This is a genomic window from Pseudomonas mercuritolerans (assembly GCF_025706525.1).
Lineage (GTDB): Bacteria > Pseudomonadota > Gammaproteobacteria > Pseudomonadales > Pseudomonadaceae > Aquipseudomonas > Aquipseudomonas mercuritolerans.
Genome location: NZ_JAMSHA010000003.1, coordinates 564,349 through 583,302, shown reverse-complemented (window position 1 = coordinate 583,302; position 18,954 = coordinate 564,349). Strand labels below are relative to the sequence as shown.

Sequence of the window (18,954 nt, the reverse complement as noted above, 5' to 3'; positions counted from 1 at the left end):
AGGGTTATTCATGAACCTGTTTCAGCTCCGTGCCTTTGATGCCGTGGCCCGCGAAGGCAGCTTCACCCGCGCGGCTGCGCGGTTGTTCATCAGCCAGCCAGCGGTCACCGGACACATCAAGGCACTGGAAGAGCACTACCAGATCACCTTGCTGCGGCGTACCGCGCGACGGGTGGAGCTGACCGAGGAGGGCACCAAACTGGCGGCGATCACCCGCGCCATGTTCGGCCTGGCCGAGGAAGCGCAGACGCTGCTCGAGGCGAACCGGCAGTTGTTGACCGGGCGTCTGGAGGTGGCGGCGGATGGGCCGCACATGGTCATGCCGATGCTGGCGAGCCTGCGCGCACGCTATCCGGGCATCACCGTGAACCTGCGTCTGGGCAATGCCCAGGAAACCCTGGCGGCGCTGTTGTCGGAACACGCCGATGTAGCGGTGCTGACCGAGGTCGAGCCGCGCAAGGGCCTGCATCTGCAAGCACTGAGCGAGTCGCGGATCTGCGCGCTGGTGCCGGCGGGGCATCGCTGGGCGAATCGCTCCGGAGAAGTGAAACTCAAGGAGCTGGACCAAGTGATCATGGTCCTGCGTGAGCCGAGTTCGATTACTCGGCGCACTTTTGATCAAGCGTGTGCGCAGGCCTCGATTCAGCCGCGGGTGTTGCTGGAGCTGGACAGTCGTGAGGCGGTGACCGAAGCGGTCGCGGCCGAGTTGGGTGTCGGTGTGGTGTCATCGGTGGAAGTCAGCCATGACCCGCGCGTGGTGGCGATCCCGATTGCCGGGGCAGGGCTGGTTAACCGGCACATGATCGGCTGCATGGAGCGCCGGCGCGAATTGCGCTTGATTCAGGCCTTTTTTGATCTGGCTCCTGTCTGAAAACCGTGTCGACTCCTTCGCGAGCAGGCTCGCTCCCACACTACAGAGCGCGCTCCCATGTGGGAGCGAGCCTGCTCGCGAAGGGGCCAGTGCTGCTTACACAAGGCTCTCGCGAACCATATCAAGAAATGTCGCCACTACTCGCCGCGAACTCTGTTCGCGCAAGCACACCAGCGTCTCGGTCAGGCGCCTCGTGCAGTCGGTGATCGGCAACGCGCAGACCCGTGAGTCGGCGCCGAACTCCGCCGCTGAAACCACGCCTACGCCAATCCCCACCACCACCGCCTCACGCGCCGCTTCTCGGCCTTCAACCTGAATCGCCGGGCGGATGCGCAAACCTGCGCGGGCCATTTCCTCTTCCAGCGTCTGCCGTGTCACCGAGCCGATCTCACGCAGCACCAGTGGCGTGTCGTCCAGATCGGCCAGACAGATCGATTCGCGCTCGGCCCAAGGATGATTACGCGAAACAAACGCCACCATCGGATCGTTGCGCAGCGGTACACACAGCAAGCGTTCATCGGTTACGTCGCGGCCGAGCAGCGCCAGATCGGCCTGATAGTTGAACAGGCGAAACAGCGATTCATCGGTATTGCCGGTCTCGATTTTCACGCTGATGCCCGGGTAGCGCTCGCAGAACCGCGCGATCTGCGGCAACACGTGGATCGGCGCATCCACCGCGAGAATCAGGCTGCCGGTTTGCAGGGCCTGGGATTCCTGCAGTAATTCCTGCGCTTCGGCTTCGATCACGAACAGGCGCTGGGTGATCGCCAGCAGGCGCTCGCCAAGGTCGGTCAGGCGTACGGAACGTTTATTGCGGTGAAACAGCAGCACGCCGAAGCGTTCTTCGAGTTTGCGTACCTGGTCGGAAATCGCCGGTTGCGTCAGATAAAGCCGCTCGGCGGCTCGGGTGAAGCTGCCATGGACGGCCACCGCGTGGAACGCTTTGAGTTGGGCGTGAGAGACGGACATGGTGGCTCCAGTAACAAGCTCGGCTTATTTGTGAAATACGATAAATCGATTTTATTTATTAAACAGTAATTGCTTTGATCGGCTCACGCCATCGCTGACTGCTCGGTCGAGCAGCGGCGTCGGCCCATGAGCCTGTGCGTGCAACAGCAGACTCATCTGACCGTTATCGCCGAAGGGAAGGGGCGGTAATGCAGTGCTCAACAATAAAAAACACAGGCGTTTTTCTTAATCGATTCTGCCGGCACACTCACACCCTGAGGTCAGAACCACCATGAACAAGCACATCGGCACCCTGGCGCGTTGGCGCGTGCAGATCTTCGCTATTACCTGGCTCGCGTACGCCGCGTTCTACTTCACCCGCAAAGCCTTTTCGGTAGCCAAACTGGGCATCGCCGAAGACCCTGATTTCACCCTCGACAAAATGGCCATGGCCAACCTCGACGCGATCTATCTGGCGGCGTATGCCCTCGGACAGTTCACTTGGGGCATGCTCGCCGATCGCTTTGGCCCCCGGGTCGTGGTGCTTGGCGGCTTGCTGATATCCGCCGCTGCGGCGCTGGTGATGGGCAGTTTCGCTACATTGCCGATCTTCGCCACGTGCATGTTGATTCAAGGTTTGGCGCAGTCCACTGGCTGGTCCGGGCTGTGTAAAAACCTTGGCAGCTTCTTCCCGTCAGAGCAGCGCGGGCGGGTGCTCGGCTTGTGGAGTTCCTGTTACGCGTTTGGTGGTCTGGTCGCCTCGCCGTTCGCCGGCTGGTGGGCCTACACGCTGGTCGGCACCTGGCACGCGGCATTCATTTCCAGCGCGGCGGTGGTCGCGGTGGTCGCCGTGCTGTTCTTTATCTTCCAGCGCAACAAGCCGGAAGACGTCGGCTTGCCGGCGGTGGAGCCCGAGCCGGAACTGACCGCCGAAGAAACCGCAGCCAACAGCAAACTCAGCGTCTGGGAGCCACTGAAGGAAATCCTGCGCAACCGTACGGTGCTGGTGCTGGGCCTGGCGTATTTCCTGTTGAAACCGGCGCGCTACGCGATTCTGTTGTGGGGGCCAGTGATTGTTTTCGAGCAGATGCCCAGTGTCGGCAAGGTCGGCGCGGCAATCATCCCCACCGCATTTGAGCTGGCCGGATTGCTCGGGCCGATCATGATCGGCCTGGCCTCGGACAAACTCTTCGGCGCCCGACGCATGCCGGCCTGCGTGCTGAGTCTGCTGGCGCTGACCGTGACGCTGGCGTTGTTCATGGCCGCGCTGAACACCGGCAGCGTGTTGTTGGTCGTCGCGTTGCTGTTCGTCATGGGCCTGACGTTGTACGGCCCGGACTCGATGATCAGCGGTGCGGCGGCCATCGATTTCGGCAAGGCCAAGGCCGGTGCCACCGCCGCCGGTTTCGTCAACGGCTGCGGCTCCGTTGGCGCGGTGCTCGGCGGTTTGCTGCCGGGCTACTTCGACTCGGTGACGGTGTTTATCGTCTTCGCCGGATGCGCGCTGTTCTCGGCGCTGGTGCTGATTCCGCACTGGAACAGTCGGCCGGTCGGCGTGATGGAGCCGCGCGCGGCGATCCCCAACTGCCCGCTGAGCGTCAAACCGCTGCGTTCCTGAAACCCTTCGCCCCGTGGCCTGCTGCGCGGTACGCGGCAGGCTACGTCGTGGCCTTCTGACTGGAGATTTCCCATGCGACCGTTCTGGCTCGAGCAGGCCTTGCAGGCCGATCCATCCGAACAGTGCCCACCGCTGCGAGGCGAGGTGCGCACGGATGTGTGCATTGTTGGCGGTGGTTACACCGGACTGTGGACGGCGATCATGCTCAAACAGCAAAACCCGGAGCTGGAGGTGCTGCTGATCGAAGCAGACATCTGCGGTGCCGGCGCCAGTGGCCGTAACGGTGGTTGCGCACTGTCATGGTCGGCCAAGTATTTCACCCTGGAGCGCTTGTTCGGCGTTGAAGAAGCGGTGCGTCTGGTCAGGGAATCGGAGCGCAGCATCCATGCGATCGGCGAGTTCTGCGAGCAGTACGGCGTCGATGCCGACTACCGCCTCGACGGCACGCTGTACACCGCGACCAATCGCGCCCAGGTCGGCGCAACTGATGCGGTGATCGCGGCGCTGGAGCGTAATGGCATCAACTCGTTCAGCCAGCGCCCGCTTGCCGATGTGCAGCGTATGGCCGGTTCGGCAAAACATCTGGAAGGCTGGTTTTCCCCGGCGGCCGCCAGCGTGCAACCGGGCAAACTGGTGCGCGGTCTGCGCCGGGTGGCGCTGCAATTGGGCGTGAAAATCCATGAGGGTACGGCGATGACCGGTCTGGAAGAAGGCCGCCCGGCACGCATCCACACACCCTGCGGCAAGGTCATCGCCGACCGCGTGGTGCTGGCGATGAATGCGTGGATGGCCCGCGCGTTTCCTCAGTTCGGGCGCAGTGTGGCGATTGTTTCCAGTGACATGCTGATCACCGAACCGCGCCCGGACCTTCTGCAGCAAATCGGTTTGACCAGCGGCGTCAGCGTCCTCGATTCGCGGATCTTCGTGCACTACTACCACAACACCCCGGACGGCCGGATCATGCTCGGCAAGGGCGGCAACACCTTTGCCTATGGCGGACGGATGCTGCCGGTGTTCGATCAGCCGTCTCCCTATGCAGAATTGCTCAAGCGCAGCCTCGCCGATTTCTTCCCGGCGTTTGCCGAGGTGAAAATCGACGCGACGTGGAATGGCCCGTCGGATCGTTCGGTGACCGGTTTGCCGTTCTTCGGCCAGATGAGCGGGGCGGGCAACGTGTTTTACGGCTTCGGTTATTCCGGCAGCGGCGTCGGCCCGTGTCACATGGGCGGGCAGATCCTCGCCGCGCTGGTGCAGGGCCTGGACAATCCTTGGACCCGCTCGCCGCTGGTCAACGGGCCGCTGGGTTATTTCCCGCCGGAACCGATTCGCTACCTCGGCTCGCTGATGGTGCGCAACGCCATCCGCCGCAAAGAGCGCGCCGAAGATCACGGACGCCGACCCAGACATCTGGACGTGCGCCTGGCCACGTTCGCGGCGGCGGCGGGCAAGGCCGACAAAGGCTGAGCCGGCGACTAGTGCTCGGCGCGGTTGATCAGCCAGTCGAGCAACAGGCTGTCGCGCACGGGCTCTGATTCGCGCTCCGGTGGCTGGTGCGCGTGGCCGAGGCACAGAATCGGTCGGTCCGGATCGCTGTCGAGGAAACTCACCCACACTTCGCTGCCGGCCCGTGGCAATTGGTCGACGGCGACGGCGCCGTTGATTCGACTCATGGCAATCGGCAGCCACAAGGCGCCGCTGTCGGATTTACCCTCAGCAGGCCACAAGCTCACAGCGAGGCAGCCGTTTTCGTCCAGTTGCGCGGGTTGCCCGGGCGCGCCCGCCACTTGCGCAAGGTGGTAGCCGGCGATATTCGGACGTGATTGTTTGAGTGGCGGACGGAAGTCGGTCGACCACGGTAGCGCGATGAAGTCGTTGTGATAACGGTGTACGGTTGGCGTCGGATCAAGGATCGAAGGGTGCTGACCGTGGTGGCGCACGGCGCTGATCAACCATTGTTCGTTGAAATGATGGATCGGATGCTCTGCCACAAGCAGCAATCGGCCGCTGAGCAAATCGCTGCAATCACTGCGCCCGTGGATGGTGCGCAGTTGGCAGCGTTGGCGTTGCAAATGCCGCCGGCTGCGTTGCTCGGCGTACAGGCGCTCCGGTGATCGCGCTGGCATCGCCGGCTCTGTCGAGACTTCGTTGGCTGCGTCGATACTGGCGGTCGGCTGACCGCGATTGCGCACTACATGCAGCACCGGCACCGGCGCCGCGCGATGCTGTTGATACAGAGTGCTGACGCAGGGCGATGGCGGTTGCGCATCGGCGTTGAAAGGTATTTCGACCGGTTCCTGCGGCAGGCTCAGGCTGTCGTCGGCGAACACTGCGACATGCCCGTCCGGCCCGTGTTCGAAGTGATAGTGGATGCCTTCTTCTTCGCAAAGCCGCTGCAGCAGGGCCAGATCGCTTTCTTCGTACTGAACGCAAAACGCCCTTGCCGGGTAGTGACCGACGCTCATTTCGATGCGATAGCTATGTGCCGGCAGGGCATGTTCTTCGAGCAGTTGTTGAATGATCTGCGGCGTACTCAGATGGGTAAACACGCGTCGGTTATGCGTTTGCGCCAGTTGTTGCAGATGCGGCACCAGAATCAGTCGATAGCCGACCCGATGGGTGCCGCGGTGTTCGCAGCTGGCGCTGGAAATGACCCCATGGAAACCGTGCTGCTCACTCAGCCGCAAAAACGCCGGCCGTTGCAAAAAGGCGCCCGGGACGATGGCCGGGGCGAGGCCGAGTACTTCGATGTCGAAACGGTAGGGCTGGTTGAGCGCTTCCTCGCCGCGAAAACGCACCACCGGCAGGCGCAATCCACTGTCGGTCAGAGTAAGGGTGAACGGACTTTCCTTGTCATTGAGCATTCGAGCAGGCCCTGTCAGGCGATACGGGGTTTCAAGGGTACGAAACCGTCGGGCTGAATGGTCATGTCAAAGGTGCTTTTCAGAATTCCCCTACATGCTTTGGTGAAGATGTCGATTCCGCCGGCGATTTTTTTGGTCGATTGCCGACTTTAGGCCGTATAAACTTGCCGCCACGCGTCGGCCAATAGATGTCTCGGCGCCACAGATCAAGAGAGTGAGTAATGGGCGCACAGTGGAAGGTTAAACACAAAGAAGCGGCAGCCAACGCCAAAGGGAAGATCTTCGGCAAACTGGTGAAGGAAATCACCATTGCTGCGCGCAACGGTGCCGATACCGCCACCAACGCACACCTGCGTCTGGTGGTCGAACAGGCGAAGAAAGCCTCGATGCCAAAAGAAACCCTCGATCGCGCGATCAAGAAAGGCGCTGGTCTGCTGGGTGAAACCGTGCAATACCATCGCGTGACCTACGAAGGCTTCGCGCCGCATCAGGTGCCGCTGATCGTCGAGTGCGTCACCGACAATATCAACCGCACTGTCGCGGAAATTCGCGTGGCGTTCCGCAAGGGCCAGTTGGGCGCTTCCGGTTCGGTGGCGTGGATGTTCAACCACGTCGGCATGATCGAAGCCGCGCCGGACAGCCCGGATGCCGATCCGGAAATGGCTGCGATCGAAGCCGGTGCCCAGGATTTCGAGCCGGGTGAAGAGGGCGCGACGCTGTTCCTCACCGACCCGACCGACCTCGACGCTGTGCAGAAAGCCCTGCCTGAACAAGGTTTCACCGTGTTGTCGGCGAAACTCGGCTACCAGCCGAAGAACCCGGTCAGCGGCTTGAGCGACGAGCAGATGGCTGAAGTCGAAGCGTTCCTTGAAGGCCTCGACAACCATGATGACGTGCAGGACATGTTTGTTGGTCTGGCTGGCTGATCTGTCGCGCCAGTAATGACCTCTTCGCGAGCAGGCTCGCTCCCACATTTGAAATACATTCCATTGTGGGAGCGAGCCTGCTCGCGAATGACTGCGCAGCGGTCAAAGATTCTCCAGCACCTCGATCACTTCACTGAACCCCGGCCGCCCCAGCACATCGGCCTGACAGCAACGTCGCTCCAGCGCCTGCAGTTGCGCGCGCCGCTCCGTACTCAATCCTGAGTCGACACGCTCCAGCAATTCCCCCAACAACACACCGAACGCACGGACCTCCAGGCGCTGCAATGCGCACGTCTGCACATCATCGCCGGTGGCATGAAACGACGCCGCGCCGAAATCCCCGAGCAGACAATCGCCACGATCGTTTAACAGAATGTTGTGGCCATACAGATCGCCGTGGGTGATGCCTTGGCGGTGCAGGTGCTCGGCCGCTGAGGCGATGCCTTTGGCGACGCGCAGGGCAACCTCGGCGGAGAACCGGCAACCTTCGGCATAAACATCCCGCGAGCACGAGGCCAGGCTGGGCAAACCGGCGAGATTGCCGAAGCTCGGATCAATCAGTTGCATCACCAGCCCCTGCTGTTGATCGGGATGGCCGCTGATGCGCCCTTCGACGCGGATCAGGTTCGGGTGCAAGCCTGCGGTGATGCAGGCGTTCATCTCATGCAACGGCGAGCCGTCGCTGGTCATCTCGCCTTTGTACAGCTTCACCGCAACCGCCTGCGCCGTGCCGTCGTCGCGCTGCCAGACTGCCCGGGAAATCACCCCGGAAGCGCCTTCGCCCAGTTGCTGTTCAAGGCGTAGCGCCGACCAGTCGATCAGCGGCGTGGCCTCAAGTGCAGCGGCATCGGCTTCGGTCTCCAGCGGATTGCCGGCGTAGGCCAGCCAGGTCAGGCTCGGCAAGGTCAGCAACCACTGCGGCAGTTCGCTGAGTTGGTTGGCAGCGATGCGGAGCAATTCCAGCCGATGGCAGTGGCGCAGGGAGTCTGGCAGCGATTGCAGGCGATTGCCGGCGAGCATGAGCTTCTGCAGAGCGGGGCGTTCACCGAGTTCGCTGGGCAGGCTTTCGATGCGGTTATCGGTGAGGATCAGCCAGCGCAGCTGCGGCGGCAGGGCGGCACCGGGCACAGTGACGATGCGGTTGGCCTTGAAGCCGACCATGGTCAGCGCGGTGCACTGGCCGAGGCACGCCGGCAGTTCGCTGAACTGGTTGTCGGAGCAGAACAGCACGCGCAGGCGGGTCAGGCGGTGCAGGTCAGCGGGCAGGCTGGATAACGCGTTGCCGCTGAGGTTGAGCACTTCCAGCGTGTCGGCCAGTTGGAAAACTTCGCGGGGGAATTCAGTCAGCCCGCAAGACAGGTCGAGGCGGGTAATGCCTGACAGCTCGCCGGCGCGCAGTTGAGCAAGGGTGTGCATGTCTGGTTTCGCTATTGATCGGTGGAGCGACGCGGGGGCGCTGGGAATGGGCGACATGATAGCGGTAAAGCGGATGCTGAACGGATTTTGAGTTGTCCCGGGACCTTGTGGGAGCGAGCCTGCTCGCGAAAGCGGTGTATCAGTTAAATGAATTCTGACTGACATACCGCTTTCGCGAGCAGGCTCGCTCCCACAGGGCTCGCTCTCACAGGGTAGGGAGTCAGTTGGGTTCGTGGATTTCCTGCAATTGCCCCAACCGGCTGCGCGTGCGCGCCAGGTCAATGGCGTGACCTTCCAGGCTCTGACCCAGCGGCAACTGGCCGAGCAGGGTCAGGTGTTTGTCCTGATCGTAGAGCACGTCGATCAGATTGATGAAGCGCTGCTGCACGGCGATCGGACACTCGCCGAGCTGCGGCAGGTCATCGATGATCCACTGGTCGAAACGCTGGCACAGTTGCAGATAATCCATCACTGCTGTTGGCTGTTCACACAGATCGTTGAAGGTGAACGCGACTCGCCGGCCTTGGCAAAAACGGGCGTGAAGCTGGCGCTTGCCAACTTCGAGGGCCAGGGCAGGCGCGTCGGCTGGTGGCAGGTCCAGAGTCTGACGTTGAGCTGCCGTCGCCGGCCAGACGTAATGTCCTTGGGTAAACACTTGATGCGTGTGTTGGCGGTTGAGTGCGCGGTAGTCGTGGGCGCCGCCGACTTCCATCACTTGCATGCGCGTGTTGATCAGCTCGATCACCGGTTTGAAGCGCGCGTGATACAGCGGATTGGGCAGCAGGCCCTCGGGTGCATAGTTGGAGGTCACCAGCAGCATGATCTGCCGTTTGAACAGGGCCTTGAACAGTCGCGTGATCAGCATCGCGTCGCCGATGTCATGCACGTGAAATTCGTCGAAACATAGCACCTGGCAATCTTCCAGCAGTTCGTCCAAGGTGATTTTCAGCGCGTCTTCCTCCTGGCGATGACGGAACATGCCGTCGTGCAACCGAGCGAAGAACTGATGGAAATGCAGGCGGCGTTTGCGCGTGATCGGCAGCGCCTGGAAGAAACCGTCGAGCAACCAGCTCTTGCCGCGCCCGACGGCGCCGTACAGGTACAGACTCGGCGGGGTGTGGCCGCTGTCGCCGAGCAGCACGCTGGCTTGCTGCGCCATGCAGTCGATGACTTGCTGCTGACTGCGGCTGAGGGTGTAACCCTGACTGTGGGCCTTGTCCCGGAAGTAATCGCGGATGCTCGCGGCATGAGCATCGTGCCCGGCGCTGGCGGGAAGGCCTTTGCCGAACAGGCGGCGCAGCAACGGCCAGCGTTGGCTCAGTCGTGATCGTTTCGGCGGTCGGGCGGGCACGCGGGACAGGCTCCTGGTTGATTGGACCGACTCCACCGGGAGCGCGGTGGCCCAAGTGTAACCAGAGCTCAGGGGCTGGCTCCATGAAATATGTGCACGTTCCCCTGTAGGAGCTGACGAGTGCAACGAGGCTGCGATCTTTTGATCCTGGGTTGCCGCCAACAGATCGCAGCCTCGTTGCACTCGTCAGCTCCTGCAAGGGGCGGATTTCAGAACGGTGGCGATTGCTTGAGCAACTCTGCTGCCGGCGAGTCGGTCGGGCTGACCACCGCATAGTTGTAGCCCGGCCCTGACCAGTAATCGGCCTGCAGATCGCCATCGCTGCGCGAGCCACGCGGCAGCAGGGTGTTTTTCGGCCCTGGCGGACGCAGGTAGAAACTGACCTTGTGACCGCTGCCATCCTCATACATCACCATCGCCGCCGCGCCTTCATCGGTGCTGAGCAAGCGCCCGCTGACCGGCTCGAATCCGGCTGCTTTCAAGTCCGGCAAGCGCCCGGCACCGCTGAAGTAGCGGTCGAGCCAACGCTGCATGTCGCCATCGCTGTCGACCTTGTAATCGGCGGGCAGTACGCCTTGCTGGGCGATCAGGCGATAGGCTTGCAACGCGTCAGTCATCGGCAGTTGCGCAGGGCGCGCCAGGGTCATTTCCCGCGCCTGCCAGCCACTGAAACCGCCAATGCTCACGGCAATCAGCAACACCGCCGCGCTGGCCAGGTGCCGACGGGACTGCTGGCGGCGGCGCTGGCGAATCATCAGCGGGTCGAGCGCCGGATTGGCCGGTTGCTGCAACGCGCCACTCAGCACTGCGCGCAACTGTTGGGCATCGCGTTGCCAGGCGCGCACCTGCGCCGCTTCTTCGGGGTGGCTGGCCAGCCAGGTCTCGAGCACGCGCCGGTCGGCGTCGCTGAGCTGGTGGTCGACGTAGGCGTGCAAATCACGTTCGCTGGGAGGCAGGCTGATCATTTGAGTATCCGCAAGGAAGGGCTGCTGATTTCGCCGTCGCTGAGTTGGCGCAAGGCCTGGCGGGCGCGGGACAGGCGCGACATCACGGTGCCGATCGGGGCGCCGAGGATCTCGGCGACCTCTTTATAGGACAGGCCTTCCACCGACACCATCAGCAGCAAAGCGCGCTGTTCGGTGGGCAGGCGTTCGAAGGCTTGCAGGGTCGACCGGGCGATCACCGTGCGTTCCACCGAGGGTTCGGCATCGTCGCGACCGGTGAAAAATTCCAGCATCCGCGCATAGCGCCGCGAACGACGGTGCGCGTCGAGAAATTGCCGATAGAGGATCGCAAACAGCCAGGCGCGCAGGTCGCCCTCGGCGCGTTTCTCGCCCCAGGCCGACAGCGCCCGCTCGAGGCTGGCCTGGACCAGATCGTCGGCGCTGCTGCTGTTGCGCGTCAACGACACGGCGAAGCGGCGCAATCTGGGAATGATTTCTCTCAACTGTTCGTCGAATTCGCTCATGAATTTCTGCTGGTCGCTACGCTGTGGACTAGGAAGACGCCCGTCAGCGCAGGTTATTCCCCGTGCGCAAAAATAAATACCGCGCCGTGGAATAAACCCGGACGGGGTGCGTCTTGCTGACTCTTTCCACTTGTGGCCGATGGCCTGGAGATATTCATGGTTGATCGCTCGTCCCCCAACGCTGCACCGCCCGGCAGGCCGCCGCGCCAGCCACTGAGCGCCGCGAGTCTGGTTTTTCGCCTGGGCGGCATTGCCGTGATTGTCGCCGCCGTGGCCGGGGCGTTTGCCTACGTGCATGGCAACCTTGACCCCCAACGACTGACGCCAAAAGCGCTGGTCGATGTGCTGGAGAAAAACAACGGCGTGCATCCCGGCTTTCGTCGCAATCACGCCAAGGGCGTGTGCGTGATCGGCCATTTCGAAAGCAGCGGCGAGGCGCGCGCGTTCTCCACCGCGCAAGTGTTCAATCTGCCGCAGACGCCGGTGGTGGGGCGTTTCGCCTTGCCGGCCGGCAATCCCTATGCGCCGGACAGCGCCGTGCCAATCCGCAGCCTGGCGCTGCGCTTCACCCAGGCGAACGGTCAGCAATGGCGCACCGGCATGAACAGCATGCCGGTGTTTCCGGTGGGCACGCCTGAAGCGTTCTACCAATTGCAGCAGGCGCAGTCACCCGATCCAGCCACTGGCAAGCCCGACCCGACGAAGGTGCCGGCGTTCTTTGCTGCACACCCGGAAGCCGTGCCGTTCTTGACGTGGGTGAAGACCGCCAAGCCTTCGGCCAGCTACGCGACCGAAACCTATAACAGCATCAATGCGTTCTATCTGGTCGATGGCAACGGTAAAAAGCAGGCCGTGCGCTGGAGCATGACCCCGTTGGCGCAGGACGCAACAGGTGCCACGGCCCCTGAAGGCGCGGACTTTCTCGAGAAGGACCTGGTGCAACGCCTGGCCGCCGCACCATTGCGCTTCCAGTTGAACATCACCCTGGCCAACGCCGACGACCCGGTCAACGATGCCAGCAAGACCTGGCCCGCAAATCGCAAAGTGCTGAACGCCGGGACGTTGGTGCTGGAGAAAACCCAGCCACAGCTCAGCGGTGAATGCCGCGACATCAACTACGACCCGCTGGTGCTGCCGGCCGGGATTCAAGGCTCGGCAGATCCACTGCTGGCCGCGCGTTCTGCCGGCTATGCCGATTCCTACCTGCGTCGCACCAGCGAAGTCAGCCAGTTGCCCGCCGCCAAACAGGAGGCTCGTCCATGAACAAGCAACCGACGCATTTCGTTTTGCTGGCGCGCCTGCTGCACTGGCTGATGGCGCTGATGATCATCGCCATGCTGTTTATCGGCGCGGGGATGGTCACTTCGGTGTCGTCTCGCCATGAATGGCTGATTCATCTGCACAAGCCGCTGGGCATCGCGATTCTGGCGCTGGTGATCGTGCGCCTGCTGGTGCGCTTCACCACGCGTCAGCCGCCGTTGCCGGATGATCTGCCGGGCTGGCAGGTGCTGGCGGCCAAGGCTTCCCACCTCTTGTTGTATGCGTTGATGCTGGTGTTGCCGCTGCTTGGCTGGGCGATGATCAGTGCCTCGGGCGAACCGGTGATGCTCACGGCGTCGCTGCATCTGCCGTCGATTGTGCCGGCCGATGCGCAACTGTTTGCGTTGCTGCGCAAGTCGCACGGCTATCTGGCCTATCTGCTGTTTCTGACGGTGCTGCTGCACCTGGCGGCGGCGCTGTTTCATGGCTGGGTACGTCGTGACGAGGTGCTCGGCAGCATGTTGCGCGGGCGCGATCGCGGCTGACCGGCTAAAGCAAAAGATCGCGGACAGGCCGCGATCTTTTGTTGTTGCAGGGGAGGGGATCAGCGCAGGGTGTCGACCATGTCGGCGAAGGTGGTCAGCACATCTTTGCCCAATTGCTTCGAACGTTTGCCCGACCAGCCGGTGATCTTGTCCGGGTGGTCGTCGTGGTCCTTGAACGGCATCTCCAGGGTCAGCGACAGGCAGTCGAATTTCTGCCCGACGCTGTTGCAGGCCAGGGTCATGTTGGCCTGTCCCGGTTCGTCGCGGGTGTAGCCGTAGGTGGTCTGGAAGTCTTTGGTGGTGTGCTTCAGATGGCTGCGGAAATGCTCTTCAAGCTTTTCGATGCGCGGTGTAAAGCCAGGATTACCTTCACAGCCGGCGGTAAAGACGTGGGGGATTTCCTCGTCGCCGTGCACGTCGATAAACGCATCGACGCCATATTTTTCCATCTGCTGCTGGACGAAAAGCACTTCCGGACTGATGTCCTGGCTCGCGTTCTGCCAGGCCCGGTTCAAGTCCTGGCCCATGGCATTGGTGCGCAGGTGGCCGTGGAAGGCGCCATCCGGGTTCATGTTCGGCACCAGATACAGATCGGCGCTCGCCAGCAGTTTATTCAGAATCGGGTCGTCATGGCGCTCCAGACGCTCAATCACGCCTTCCATGAACCATTCCGCCATGTGCTCGCCCGGATGCTGCTGGGCGATGATCCAGATCTTGCGCTGGCCTTCGGCACCGGTGCCTTTGCGCAGTAGCTGAATGTCGCGGCCCTCGACACTTTTGCCGGTCGCCAGCAATTCGGTGCCAGCCTTGCTCAGCGCTTGCTCGATCAACCAGTCGTGGCGGCCGCGGCTGTAGGGTTCGAAATAGGCGAACCAGGCGTGGGTCTGTTCGGCTTCGAGGCAGAAGCGCAGGCTGTCGCCTTCGAAGCTGGTGGGGATGCGGAACCAGTTGACGTGATCATACGATGCCACCGCCTGATAGCCCGGCCAGCCTTTGCTGTAGGTCGATTGGCTGGCGTTGACCAGACGAAACCAGTGTTCCTGATGCACATGCAGGCCGCTGGCCTTGAAGTGGAACCACTGAAAATGAGCGCTGCGGGTGTCCGGGCGGATGGCCAGAACCGGATTGAGCGGGTTGCTGATGTCGATGACTTGGATATTGCCGCTGTCGAAATTGGCGCTGATGTCGAACGAAGATTTGGCCACGGTCATAATCGCTTCCAGAGCAGGATTTTTATGACCGGTACTCTACACGCAGGCTGGGGTGAAACCGAGGGGAATTGCGGGTGTAGCGGGGGGGCGTCTTCCGTGACGCGCCAGCAGCTTAGAGGCTATGCGATTGATTCTCAAGTGCTGATTGCCATTGTTTGGCCCAATGTGGCCGGGCTCGGCTTGCCAATCAATATTCTTTTGATATTATCCGCGCCATCGAATTTGCAGCACTCAAAGACTTCATTAGCCTGAAGACACAAGCCCGAAAAACGGGCAAAAAAAGACCCGGCAAAAAGCCGGGTCAAAAACCGTGATTAGCCTGATGAGGAGATAGTCCAGAAGACCGACCTAAGGTCTCTGGTCCATCGACTGATCTCGCGACCAGCTGCTTGCAATAATAATCATTATCATTTGCAAGTCAAACGTTTTTATCTGCACGATGGGAAAATTCTTTCCTGTCCGCCCGCACCTTGTTCGCCGTGACTTCGTCGTTGTCGATCGAATGGTCGACCATCGCCCGTGCCATATCCACCATGTGCACCACCGAAAAGGCCAGATCGCGACTGGTGCCCTGCAGGTTTTCTGCCGCCTTGAACGCGGTGGCGGCCGCACATCGCAACAAGTCCGAGGCGTGCACCAGTGCTTCCTCGCCACTGAGATGGTTTTTGACATCGAAGAAACGTTCGTCCGTCTCGGATTTCGAAACAGTCGGTTTCAAGTAGTAGTCGAGAGCGCGCTGTGCGGCGGCATTGCCCTGAGGCGAGGTGAAGCTGGTGTCGATATGCAGATCGGGCAGGTCTTTGCTGCTGATGTTCATCATGAAACGTCACTCCATGTTCGATTGAAAGTCCGTTTCCCTAGGATAGTATCGCGTGTATTTGTGACCAGAATTTAAATACTACAATATGTGTTTTGCCGGTCGAAGACGTCCGCGTAAGGTGCGGCACATGGATAAATGGATTGAGTTGGTCAAGGCCAAGATGAGTGAACTCAAAGTCACTCAAACAGAGCTCGGAGAGCGCGTCGGCATGTCCCAGGGCGGGATCGGTCATTGGCTGAACAAGCGTCGCGAACCCGGTGTTACCGAAATGAACCGCGTGCTCAAGGCGCTGGGAATGGACTTCCTCGAAGTCGTCCTGGTGATCCGCGAACCGCAGGCGACGCCGGAAGACGAGATGCCGCTGGCGCAGAAGTACAACCCGTACTTCCGTTATCCGGTCTGCGATTGGCGTGCGCCGTGCGAAGTGCGTGACACTGCGGCGAGCTATCCCGGAGCATCAGCGAAGCAGCGCTTCGAACTCACGGATTACCACGCTCGCGGCGGTGCCGCGTTCTGGCTGACGGTGACGGGGGATTCGATGACCGCGCCGAGCGGCCAGAGCATTGCCGAGGGCATGCTGATTCTGGTTGACCCGGAGTTGGAGGCAGTGCCTGGCAAATTGGTGATCGCCCAGTGGCCGGACAGCGAAGAAGCGATTTTCCGCAAACTCGACGAGCAGGCCGGCCAGCGCTACCTGGTTCCGCTCAATCCAACCTGGCCGAAAACCCTGCTCACCGATGAATGCCGGATTATCGGCGTGGTGGTTCAGGCAACGGCGCGTTACTGAACGGATCGATCCTCGCTCAAGGCCAGGATCGACCCTTTTATTTCATCCCTCTTCCAGTTCAACCAAAGCACTGCCTTCACTGACCATATCGCCTTCCTGGCAATACAGCGCTTTGATCACACCGGCGTGCGGCGCGCGGATGCTGTGTTCCATCTTCATGGCTTCCAGCACCACCAGTTGCGCCCCGGCCTCAACCGACTGTCCCGTTTCGACCAGCACGCGCACGATGCTGCCGTTCATTGGCGCGGTCAGACCGCCCTGATGGCTGTGGCTGGCTTCGACGGCACTGATCGGATCGAACGCTTCGATGCGCCGCAACTCGCCGTCCCATTGCAGATACAACGCGCCACCCTGACGAATCGCCCGCAATGTGCGGCGCACGCCGTCATGCTCGATGGTCAGCGCCTCGCCCAACAGTTTTGCATGGGCCGCAGTTCTCAAGGTCAACGCGCGATCCTGCCCCTCGCAACTCAGATGCAAGGTGATTTCCGCCAGCAAGCCTGCGCGCAAACCACTGCTGCAAGACCAGGGGGAGGCGGGATCATCCGCCCGCGCACGCTTCGGCAAACTCTGCACAAACGCCTGCGCCGCCGCTTGCCAGAACTCGTCGCTCAGCGTGCCTGACGCTGGCAGCAATTGCTCCTGATAGCGCGGGATAAACCCGGTATCCAGCTCTGCCGCCGCAAACGCTGGATGCGCGATGATCCTTCGCAGGAAATTGATGTTGGTCCTCAGCCCGCCAATCGCAAACTCGTCGAGCATGCTCAACAGACGCAAGCGCGCCTGTTCGCGATCTTCACCCCAGGCAATCACTTTGCCGAGCATCGGATCGTAGAACGGCGATATCTCGTCACCTTCCTCAACGCCGCTGTCTACCCGCCGCCCCGGTCCCTGCGCCGATTCGCGGTACAAGTCCAGACGCCCGGTGGCCGGCAGGAAATCATTCGCCGGATCTTCGGCATACAAGCGCACTTCAATCGCATGACCGTTGAGCGGCACCTGCGCCTGGGTGATCGGCAGCGCTTCCCCACGGGCGACGCGAATCTGCCAGGCGACCAGATCCAGCCCGGTGATTGCTTCGGTCACCGGGTGCTCGACTTGCAGCCGCGTGTTCATCTCCATGAAGAAAAACTCGCCGCGCGCATCCAGCAAAAACTCCACGGTGCCGGCGCCGACATAACCGATCGCCTGCGCCGAACGCACAGCCGCTTCGCCCATTGCCCGGCGCAACTCGGGCGTCAGGCCCGGCGCCGGGGCTTCTTCGACGACTTTCTGGTGCCGACGCTGGATCGAGCAGTCGCGTTCGTTGAGGTACAGGCAGTTGCCGTGCTGATCGGCGAACACCTGAATTTCCACGTGACGTGGCTTGAGCAAATACTTTTCCACCAGCATCCGCGAGTCGCCAAACGACGATTGCGCTTCGCGCTGCGCCGAGGCGAGGGCTTCAGCCAGTTGGCTGACATCCTCGACGACTTTCATGCCTTTGCCGCCACCACCCGCAGTGGCCTTGAGCAGCACCGGATAACCGATGCGTTCGCAGGCTTCACGGAAGGTGTCGAGGTCCTGCGCTTCGCCGTGATAGCCCGGCACCAGTGGCACGCCAGCCTTTTCCATCAGCGCCTTGGCGGCGGATTTGCTGCCCATCGCATCGATGGCCGCGGCGGGCGGGCCGAGGAAGATCAGCCCGGCGGCTTCGATGGCGCGGGCGAATCCAGCGTTCTCCGAGAGGAAACCGTAGCCGGGATGAATCGCCTGGGCACCGCTGGCCTTGGCGGCGGCGATCAATTTATCGATTTGCAGATAACTCTCGGCAGCCTTGCTGCCGCCCAGATCCACGCGGATATCGGCTTCACGGCTGTGCCGCGCATCGCGGTCGGTGGCGCTGTGCACGGCGACGGTGGTCAGGCCCAGGGCCTTGGCGGTGCGCATCACGCGGCAGGCGATTTCGCCGCGGTTGGCCACCAGCAGGGTGGTAATCACAGGTGCGCTCATCAACGCGACTCCTTGGTGGATGCGGCTTGCCAGTTCGGCGGGCGTTTTTGCAGAAAGGCGCGCAAGCCTTCCTGGCCTTCAGGGCTGACGCGAATCCGCGCGATGGCATTTTCCGTGTAACGACGCAGGGCCGGGGTCAGCGCGCCGTTGCCGACTTCACGCAGCAAGTCCTTGCTGGCGCGCATGGCGGCGGGGCTGTTGAGCAACAGGTTGTCGATCCACTGTTCGACCTGTTGCTCCAGTTCAGTCGCAGGATAGCTTTCGGCGAGCAAGCCGATCTCCCGCGCCCGCTGCCCGCTGAAGCGCTCGGCGGTCAGCGCATAACGCCGCGCCGCCCGCTCACCGATCGCCTGCACCACGAACGGGCTGATCACGGCCGGTGCCAAGCCGATGCGTACTTCCGACAGGCAGAACTGCGCGTCATCGGCGCCGATCGCCATGTCACAGCAGCTGATCAAGCCCAGCGCGCCACCAAACGCCGCGCCCTGAACCACAGCCAGAGTGGGGATTTTCAGCTTGGCGAGGTTGTACATCAGCTCGGCCAGTTCGCGGGCATCGTCAAGATTGGTGTGGTAATCGAGTTCCGCCGATTGCTGCATCCACGCCAGGTCGGCACCGGCACTGAAATGCTTGCCACGCCCGCGCAGCAGCAGGAAACGCAGGCTCGAATCGCTGGCGACCTTGTCGAGGGAGAGGATCAGTTCGCGGATCATTTCGGCATTGAAGGCGTTGTTTTTCTCGGCACGGTTGAGCCACAAGGTCGCAAAACCGCGTGGGTCGTTTTGCAGTTCGAGGGTATTGAAGTCGCTCATATTCATCCGTCTCCACGGTTCTTGTGGGAGCGAGCCTGCTCGCGAAAGCGGGGTATCAGTCGATCTAT

At 61.8% G+C, this 18,954-nt stretch carries 17 protein-coding genes; 7 read left to right on the top strand and 10 right to left on the bottom strand.

What is annotated here, in order from left to right; translation table 11 throughout:
• Positions 1–10: 10 nt before the first annotated feature.
• A complete protein-coding gene (locus ND528_RS11130) occupies positions 11–871 on the top strand; it encodes a LysR substrate-binding domain-containing protein (RefSeq protein WP_263470321.1) in 861 nt (286 codons plus the stop codon).
• Between the two features lie 96 nt (positions 872–967).
• Here ND528_RS11130 and ND528_RS11125 read toward each other — a convergent pair whose 3' ends face one another.
• Entirely contained in the window at positions 968–1,840 is an 873-nt protein-coding gene (locus ND528_RS11125) for a LysR family transcriptional regulator (RefSeq protein ID WP_122612111.1), read from the bottom strand.
• Between the two features lie 271 nt (positions 1,841–2,111).
• Between ND528_RS11125 and ND528_RS11120 the strand changes: the two genes are divergently transcribed.
• Together ND528_RS11120 and ND528_RS11115 are read left to right on the top strand one after the other, a co-directional pair.
• Positions 2,112–3,437, top strand: a complete 1,326-nt coding sequence (locus tag ND528_RS11120; protein ID WP_016775327.1) for an MFS transporter — start codon at positions 2,112–2,114, stop codon at positions 3,435–3,437.
• A 72-nt stretch (positions 3,438–3,509) separates the two neighbouring features.
• Positions 3,510–4,901 (top strand): FAD-dependent oxidoreductase, encoded by a 1,392-nt coding sequence (locus ND528_RS11115; RefSeq protein ID WP_263470320.1) that lies wholly within the window; start codon positions 3,510–3,512, stop codon positions 4,899–4,901.
• 8 nt (positions 4,902–4,909) lie between these two features.
• On the opposite strand, the gene ND528_RS11110 is transcribed toward ND528_RS11115, so the two are convergent.
• Positions 4,910–6,298 carry a type VI secretion system Vgr family protein gene (locus ND528_RS11110; protein WP_130910305.1) on the bottom strand — a complete coding sequence of 463 codons (1,389 nt, stop codon included), beginning with the start codon at positions 6,296–6,298 and terminating at the stop codon, positions 4,910–4,912.
• A gap of 221 nt (positions 6,299–6,519) precedes the next feature.
• Between ND528_RS11110 and ND528_RS11105 the strand changes: the two genes are divergently transcribed.
• The gene (locus ND528_RS11105) at positions 6,520–7,224 is read left to right on the top strand and encodes a YebC/PmpR family DNA-binding transcriptional regulator (RefSeq protein WP_016775324.1); all 705 of its coding nucleotides are present in this window, start codon (positions 6,520–6,522) and stop codon (positions 7,222–7,224) included.
• A gap of 102 nt (positions 7,225–7,326) precedes the next feature.
• Here ND528_RS11105 and ND528_RS11100 read toward each other — a convergent pair whose 3' ends face one another.
• The 4 genes from ND528_RS11100 to ND528_RS11085 all read right to left on the bottom strand — a co-directional run bounded on the left by ND528_RS11100 (position 7,327) and on the right by ND528_RS11085 (position 11,459).
• Positions 7,327–8,640 carry a protein kinase gene (locus ND528_RS11100; RefSeq protein ID WP_212616692.1) on the bottom strand — a complete coding sequence of 438 codons (1,314 nt, stop codon included), beginning with the start codon at positions 8,638–8,640 and terminating at the stop codon, positions 7,327–7,329.
• A 220-nt stretch (positions 8,641–8,860) separates the two neighbouring features.
• Entirely contained in the window at positions 8,861–9,991 is a 1,131-nt protein-coding gene (zapE, locus tag ND528_RS11095; RefSeq protein WP_263470319.1) for a cell division protein ZapE, read from the bottom strand.
• A gap of 209 nt (positions 9,992–10,200) precedes the next feature.
• Positions 10,201–10,956, bottom strand: a complete 756-nt coding sequence (locus ND528_RS11090; protein ID WP_263470318.1) for an anti-sigma factor family protein — start codon at positions 10,954–10,956, stop codon at positions 10,201–10,203.
• A complete protein-coding gene (locus ND528_RS11085; protein ID WP_212616689.1) occupies positions 10,953–11,459 on the bottom strand; it encodes an RNA polymerase sigma factor in 507 nt (168 codons plus the stop codon). The genes ND528_RS11090 and ND528_RS11085 overlap by 4 nt, the downstream gene beginning before the upstream one ends.
• A 156-nt stretch (positions 11,460–11,615) precedes the next feature.
• Between ND528_RS11085 and ND528_RS11080 the strand changes: the two genes are divergently transcribed.
• Positions 11,616–12,722, top strand: a complete 1,107-nt coding sequence (locus ND528_RS11080; protein ID WP_137214766.1) for a catalase family peroxidase — start codon at positions 11,616–11,618, stop codon at positions 12,720–12,722.
• Positions 12,719–13,264, top strand: coding sequence for a cytochrome b (locus ND528_RS11075; RefSeq protein ID WP_263470317.1), 546 nt, complete (start codon positions 12,719–12,721; stop codon positions 13,262–13,264). Before ND528_RS11080 ends, ND528_RS11075 begins: the two co-directional genes overlap by 4 nt.
• Positions 13,265–13,323: 59 nt before the next feature.
• Here ND528_RS11075 and ND528_RS11070 read toward each other — a convergent pair whose 3' ends face one another.
• Positions 13,324–14,475, bottom strand: coding sequence for a M14 family metallopeptidase (locus ND528_RS11070; RefSeq protein ID WP_263470316.1), 1,152 nt, complete (start codon positions 14,473–14,475; stop codon positions 13,324–13,326).
• A 418-nt stretch (positions 14,476–14,893) separates the two neighbouring features.
• Positions 14,894–15,292: a DUF6124 family protein gene (locus ND528_RS11065; RefSeq protein WP_130910313.1), complete on the bottom strand. Its 399-nt coding sequence runs from the start codon at positions 15,290–15,292 to the stop codon at positions 14,894–14,896.
• Positions 15,293–15,422: 130 nt separating this feature from the next.
• Here ND528_RS11065 and ND528_RS11060 point away from each other — a divergent pair, with 130 nt between their 5' ends.
• On the top strand, positions 15,423–16,082 hold the full coding sequence (locus ND528_RS11060) for a LexA family protein (protein WP_212616686.1): 660 nt from the start codon (positions 15,423–15,425) through the stop codon (positions 16,080–16,082).
• A 42-nt stretch (positions 16,083–16,124) separates the two neighbouring features.
• Here ND528_RS11060 and ND528_RS11055 read toward each other — a convergent pair whose 3' ends face one another.
• Both ND528_RS11055 and ND528_RS11050 read right to left on the bottom strand, forming a co-directional pair.
• Positions 16,125–18,074, bottom strand: coding sequence for an acetyl/propionyl/methylcrotonyl-CoA carboxylase subunit alpha (locus ND528_RS11055; protein WP_263470315.1), 1,950 nt, complete (start codon positions 18,072–18,074; stop codon positions 16,125–16,127).
• Complete coding sequence (locus ND528_RS11050) at positions 18,074–18,886, bottom strand: gamma-carboxygeranoyl-CoA hydratase (protein WP_263470314.1); 813 nt, start codon at positions 18,884–18,886, stop codon at positions 18,074–18,076. The genes ND528_RS11055 and ND528_RS11050 overlap by 1 nt, the downstream gene beginning before the upstream one ends.
• Positions 18,887–18,954 lie beyond the last annotated feature (68 nt).

Excerpts from the sequence above, each read along its gene's own strand:
- ND528_RS11105 (WP_016775324.1), top strand. The coding sequence starts at position 6,520 with ATGGGCGCACAGTGGAAGGTTAAACACAAAGAAGCGGCAGCCAACGCC.
- ND528_RS11060 (WP_212616686.1), top strand. The coding sequence starts at position 15,423 with ATGGATAAATGGATTGAGTTGGTCAAGGCCAAGATGAGTGAACTCAAA.
- ND528_RS11115 (WP_263470320.1), top strand. The coding sequence starts at position 3,510 with ATGCGACCGTTCTGGCTCGAGCAGGCCTTGCAGGCCGATCCATCCGAA.
- ND528_RS11065 (WP_130910313.1), bottom strand. The coding sequence starts at position 15,292 with ATGAACATCAGCAGCAAAGACCTGCCCGATCTGCATATCGACACCAGC.
- ND528_RS11050 (WP_263470314.1), bottom strand. The coding sequence starts at position 18,886 with ATGAGCGACTTCAATACCCTCGAACTGCAAAACGACCCACGCGGTTTT.
- ND528_RS11075 (WP_263470317.1), top strand. The coding sequence starts at position 12,719 with ATGAACAAGCAACCGACGCATTTCGTTTTGCTGGCGCGCCTGCTGCAC.
- ND528_RS11085 (WP_212616689.1), bottom strand. The coding sequence starts at position 11,459 with ATGAGCGAATTCGACGAACAGTTGAGAGAAATCATTCCCAGATTGCGC.
- ND528_RS11120 (WP_016775327.1), top strand. The coding sequence starts at position 2,112 with ATGAACAAGCACATCGGCACCCTGGCGCGTTGGCGCGTGCAGATCTTC.
- ND528_RS11110 (WP_130910305.1), bottom strand. The coding sequence starts at position 6,298 with ATGCTCAATGACAAGGAAAGTCCGTTCACCCTTACTCTGACCGACAGT.
- ND528_RS11055 (WP_263470315.1), bottom strand. The coding sequence starts at position 18,074 with ATGAGCGCACCTGTGATTACCACCCTGCTGGTGGCCAACCGCGGCGAA.
- ND528_RS11090 (WP_263470318.1), bottom strand. The coding sequence starts at position 10,956 with ATGATCAGCCTGCCTCCCAGCGAACGTGATTTGCACGCCTACGTCGAC.
- ND528_RS11100 (WP_212616692.1), bottom strand. The coding sequence starts at position 8,640 with ATGCACACCCTTGCTCAACTGCGCGCCGGCGAGCTGTCAGGCATTACC.
- ND528_RS11070 (WP_263470316.1), bottom strand. The coding sequence starts at position 14,475 with ATGACCGTGGCCAAATCTTCGTTCGACATCAGCGCCAATTTCGACAGC.
- ND528_RS11125 (WP_122612111.1), bottom strand. The coding sequence starts at position 1,840 with ATGTCCGTCTCTCACGCCCAACTCAAAGCGTTCCACGCGGTGGCCGTC.
- ND528_RS11080 (WP_137214766.1), top strand. The coding sequence starts at position 11,616 with ATGGTTGATCGCTCGTCCCCCAACGCTGCACCGCCCGGCAGGCCGCCG.
- ND528_RS11130 (WP_263470321.1), top strand. The coding sequence starts at position 11 with ATGAACCTGTTTCAGCTCCGTGCCTTTGATGCCGTGGCCCGCGAAGGC.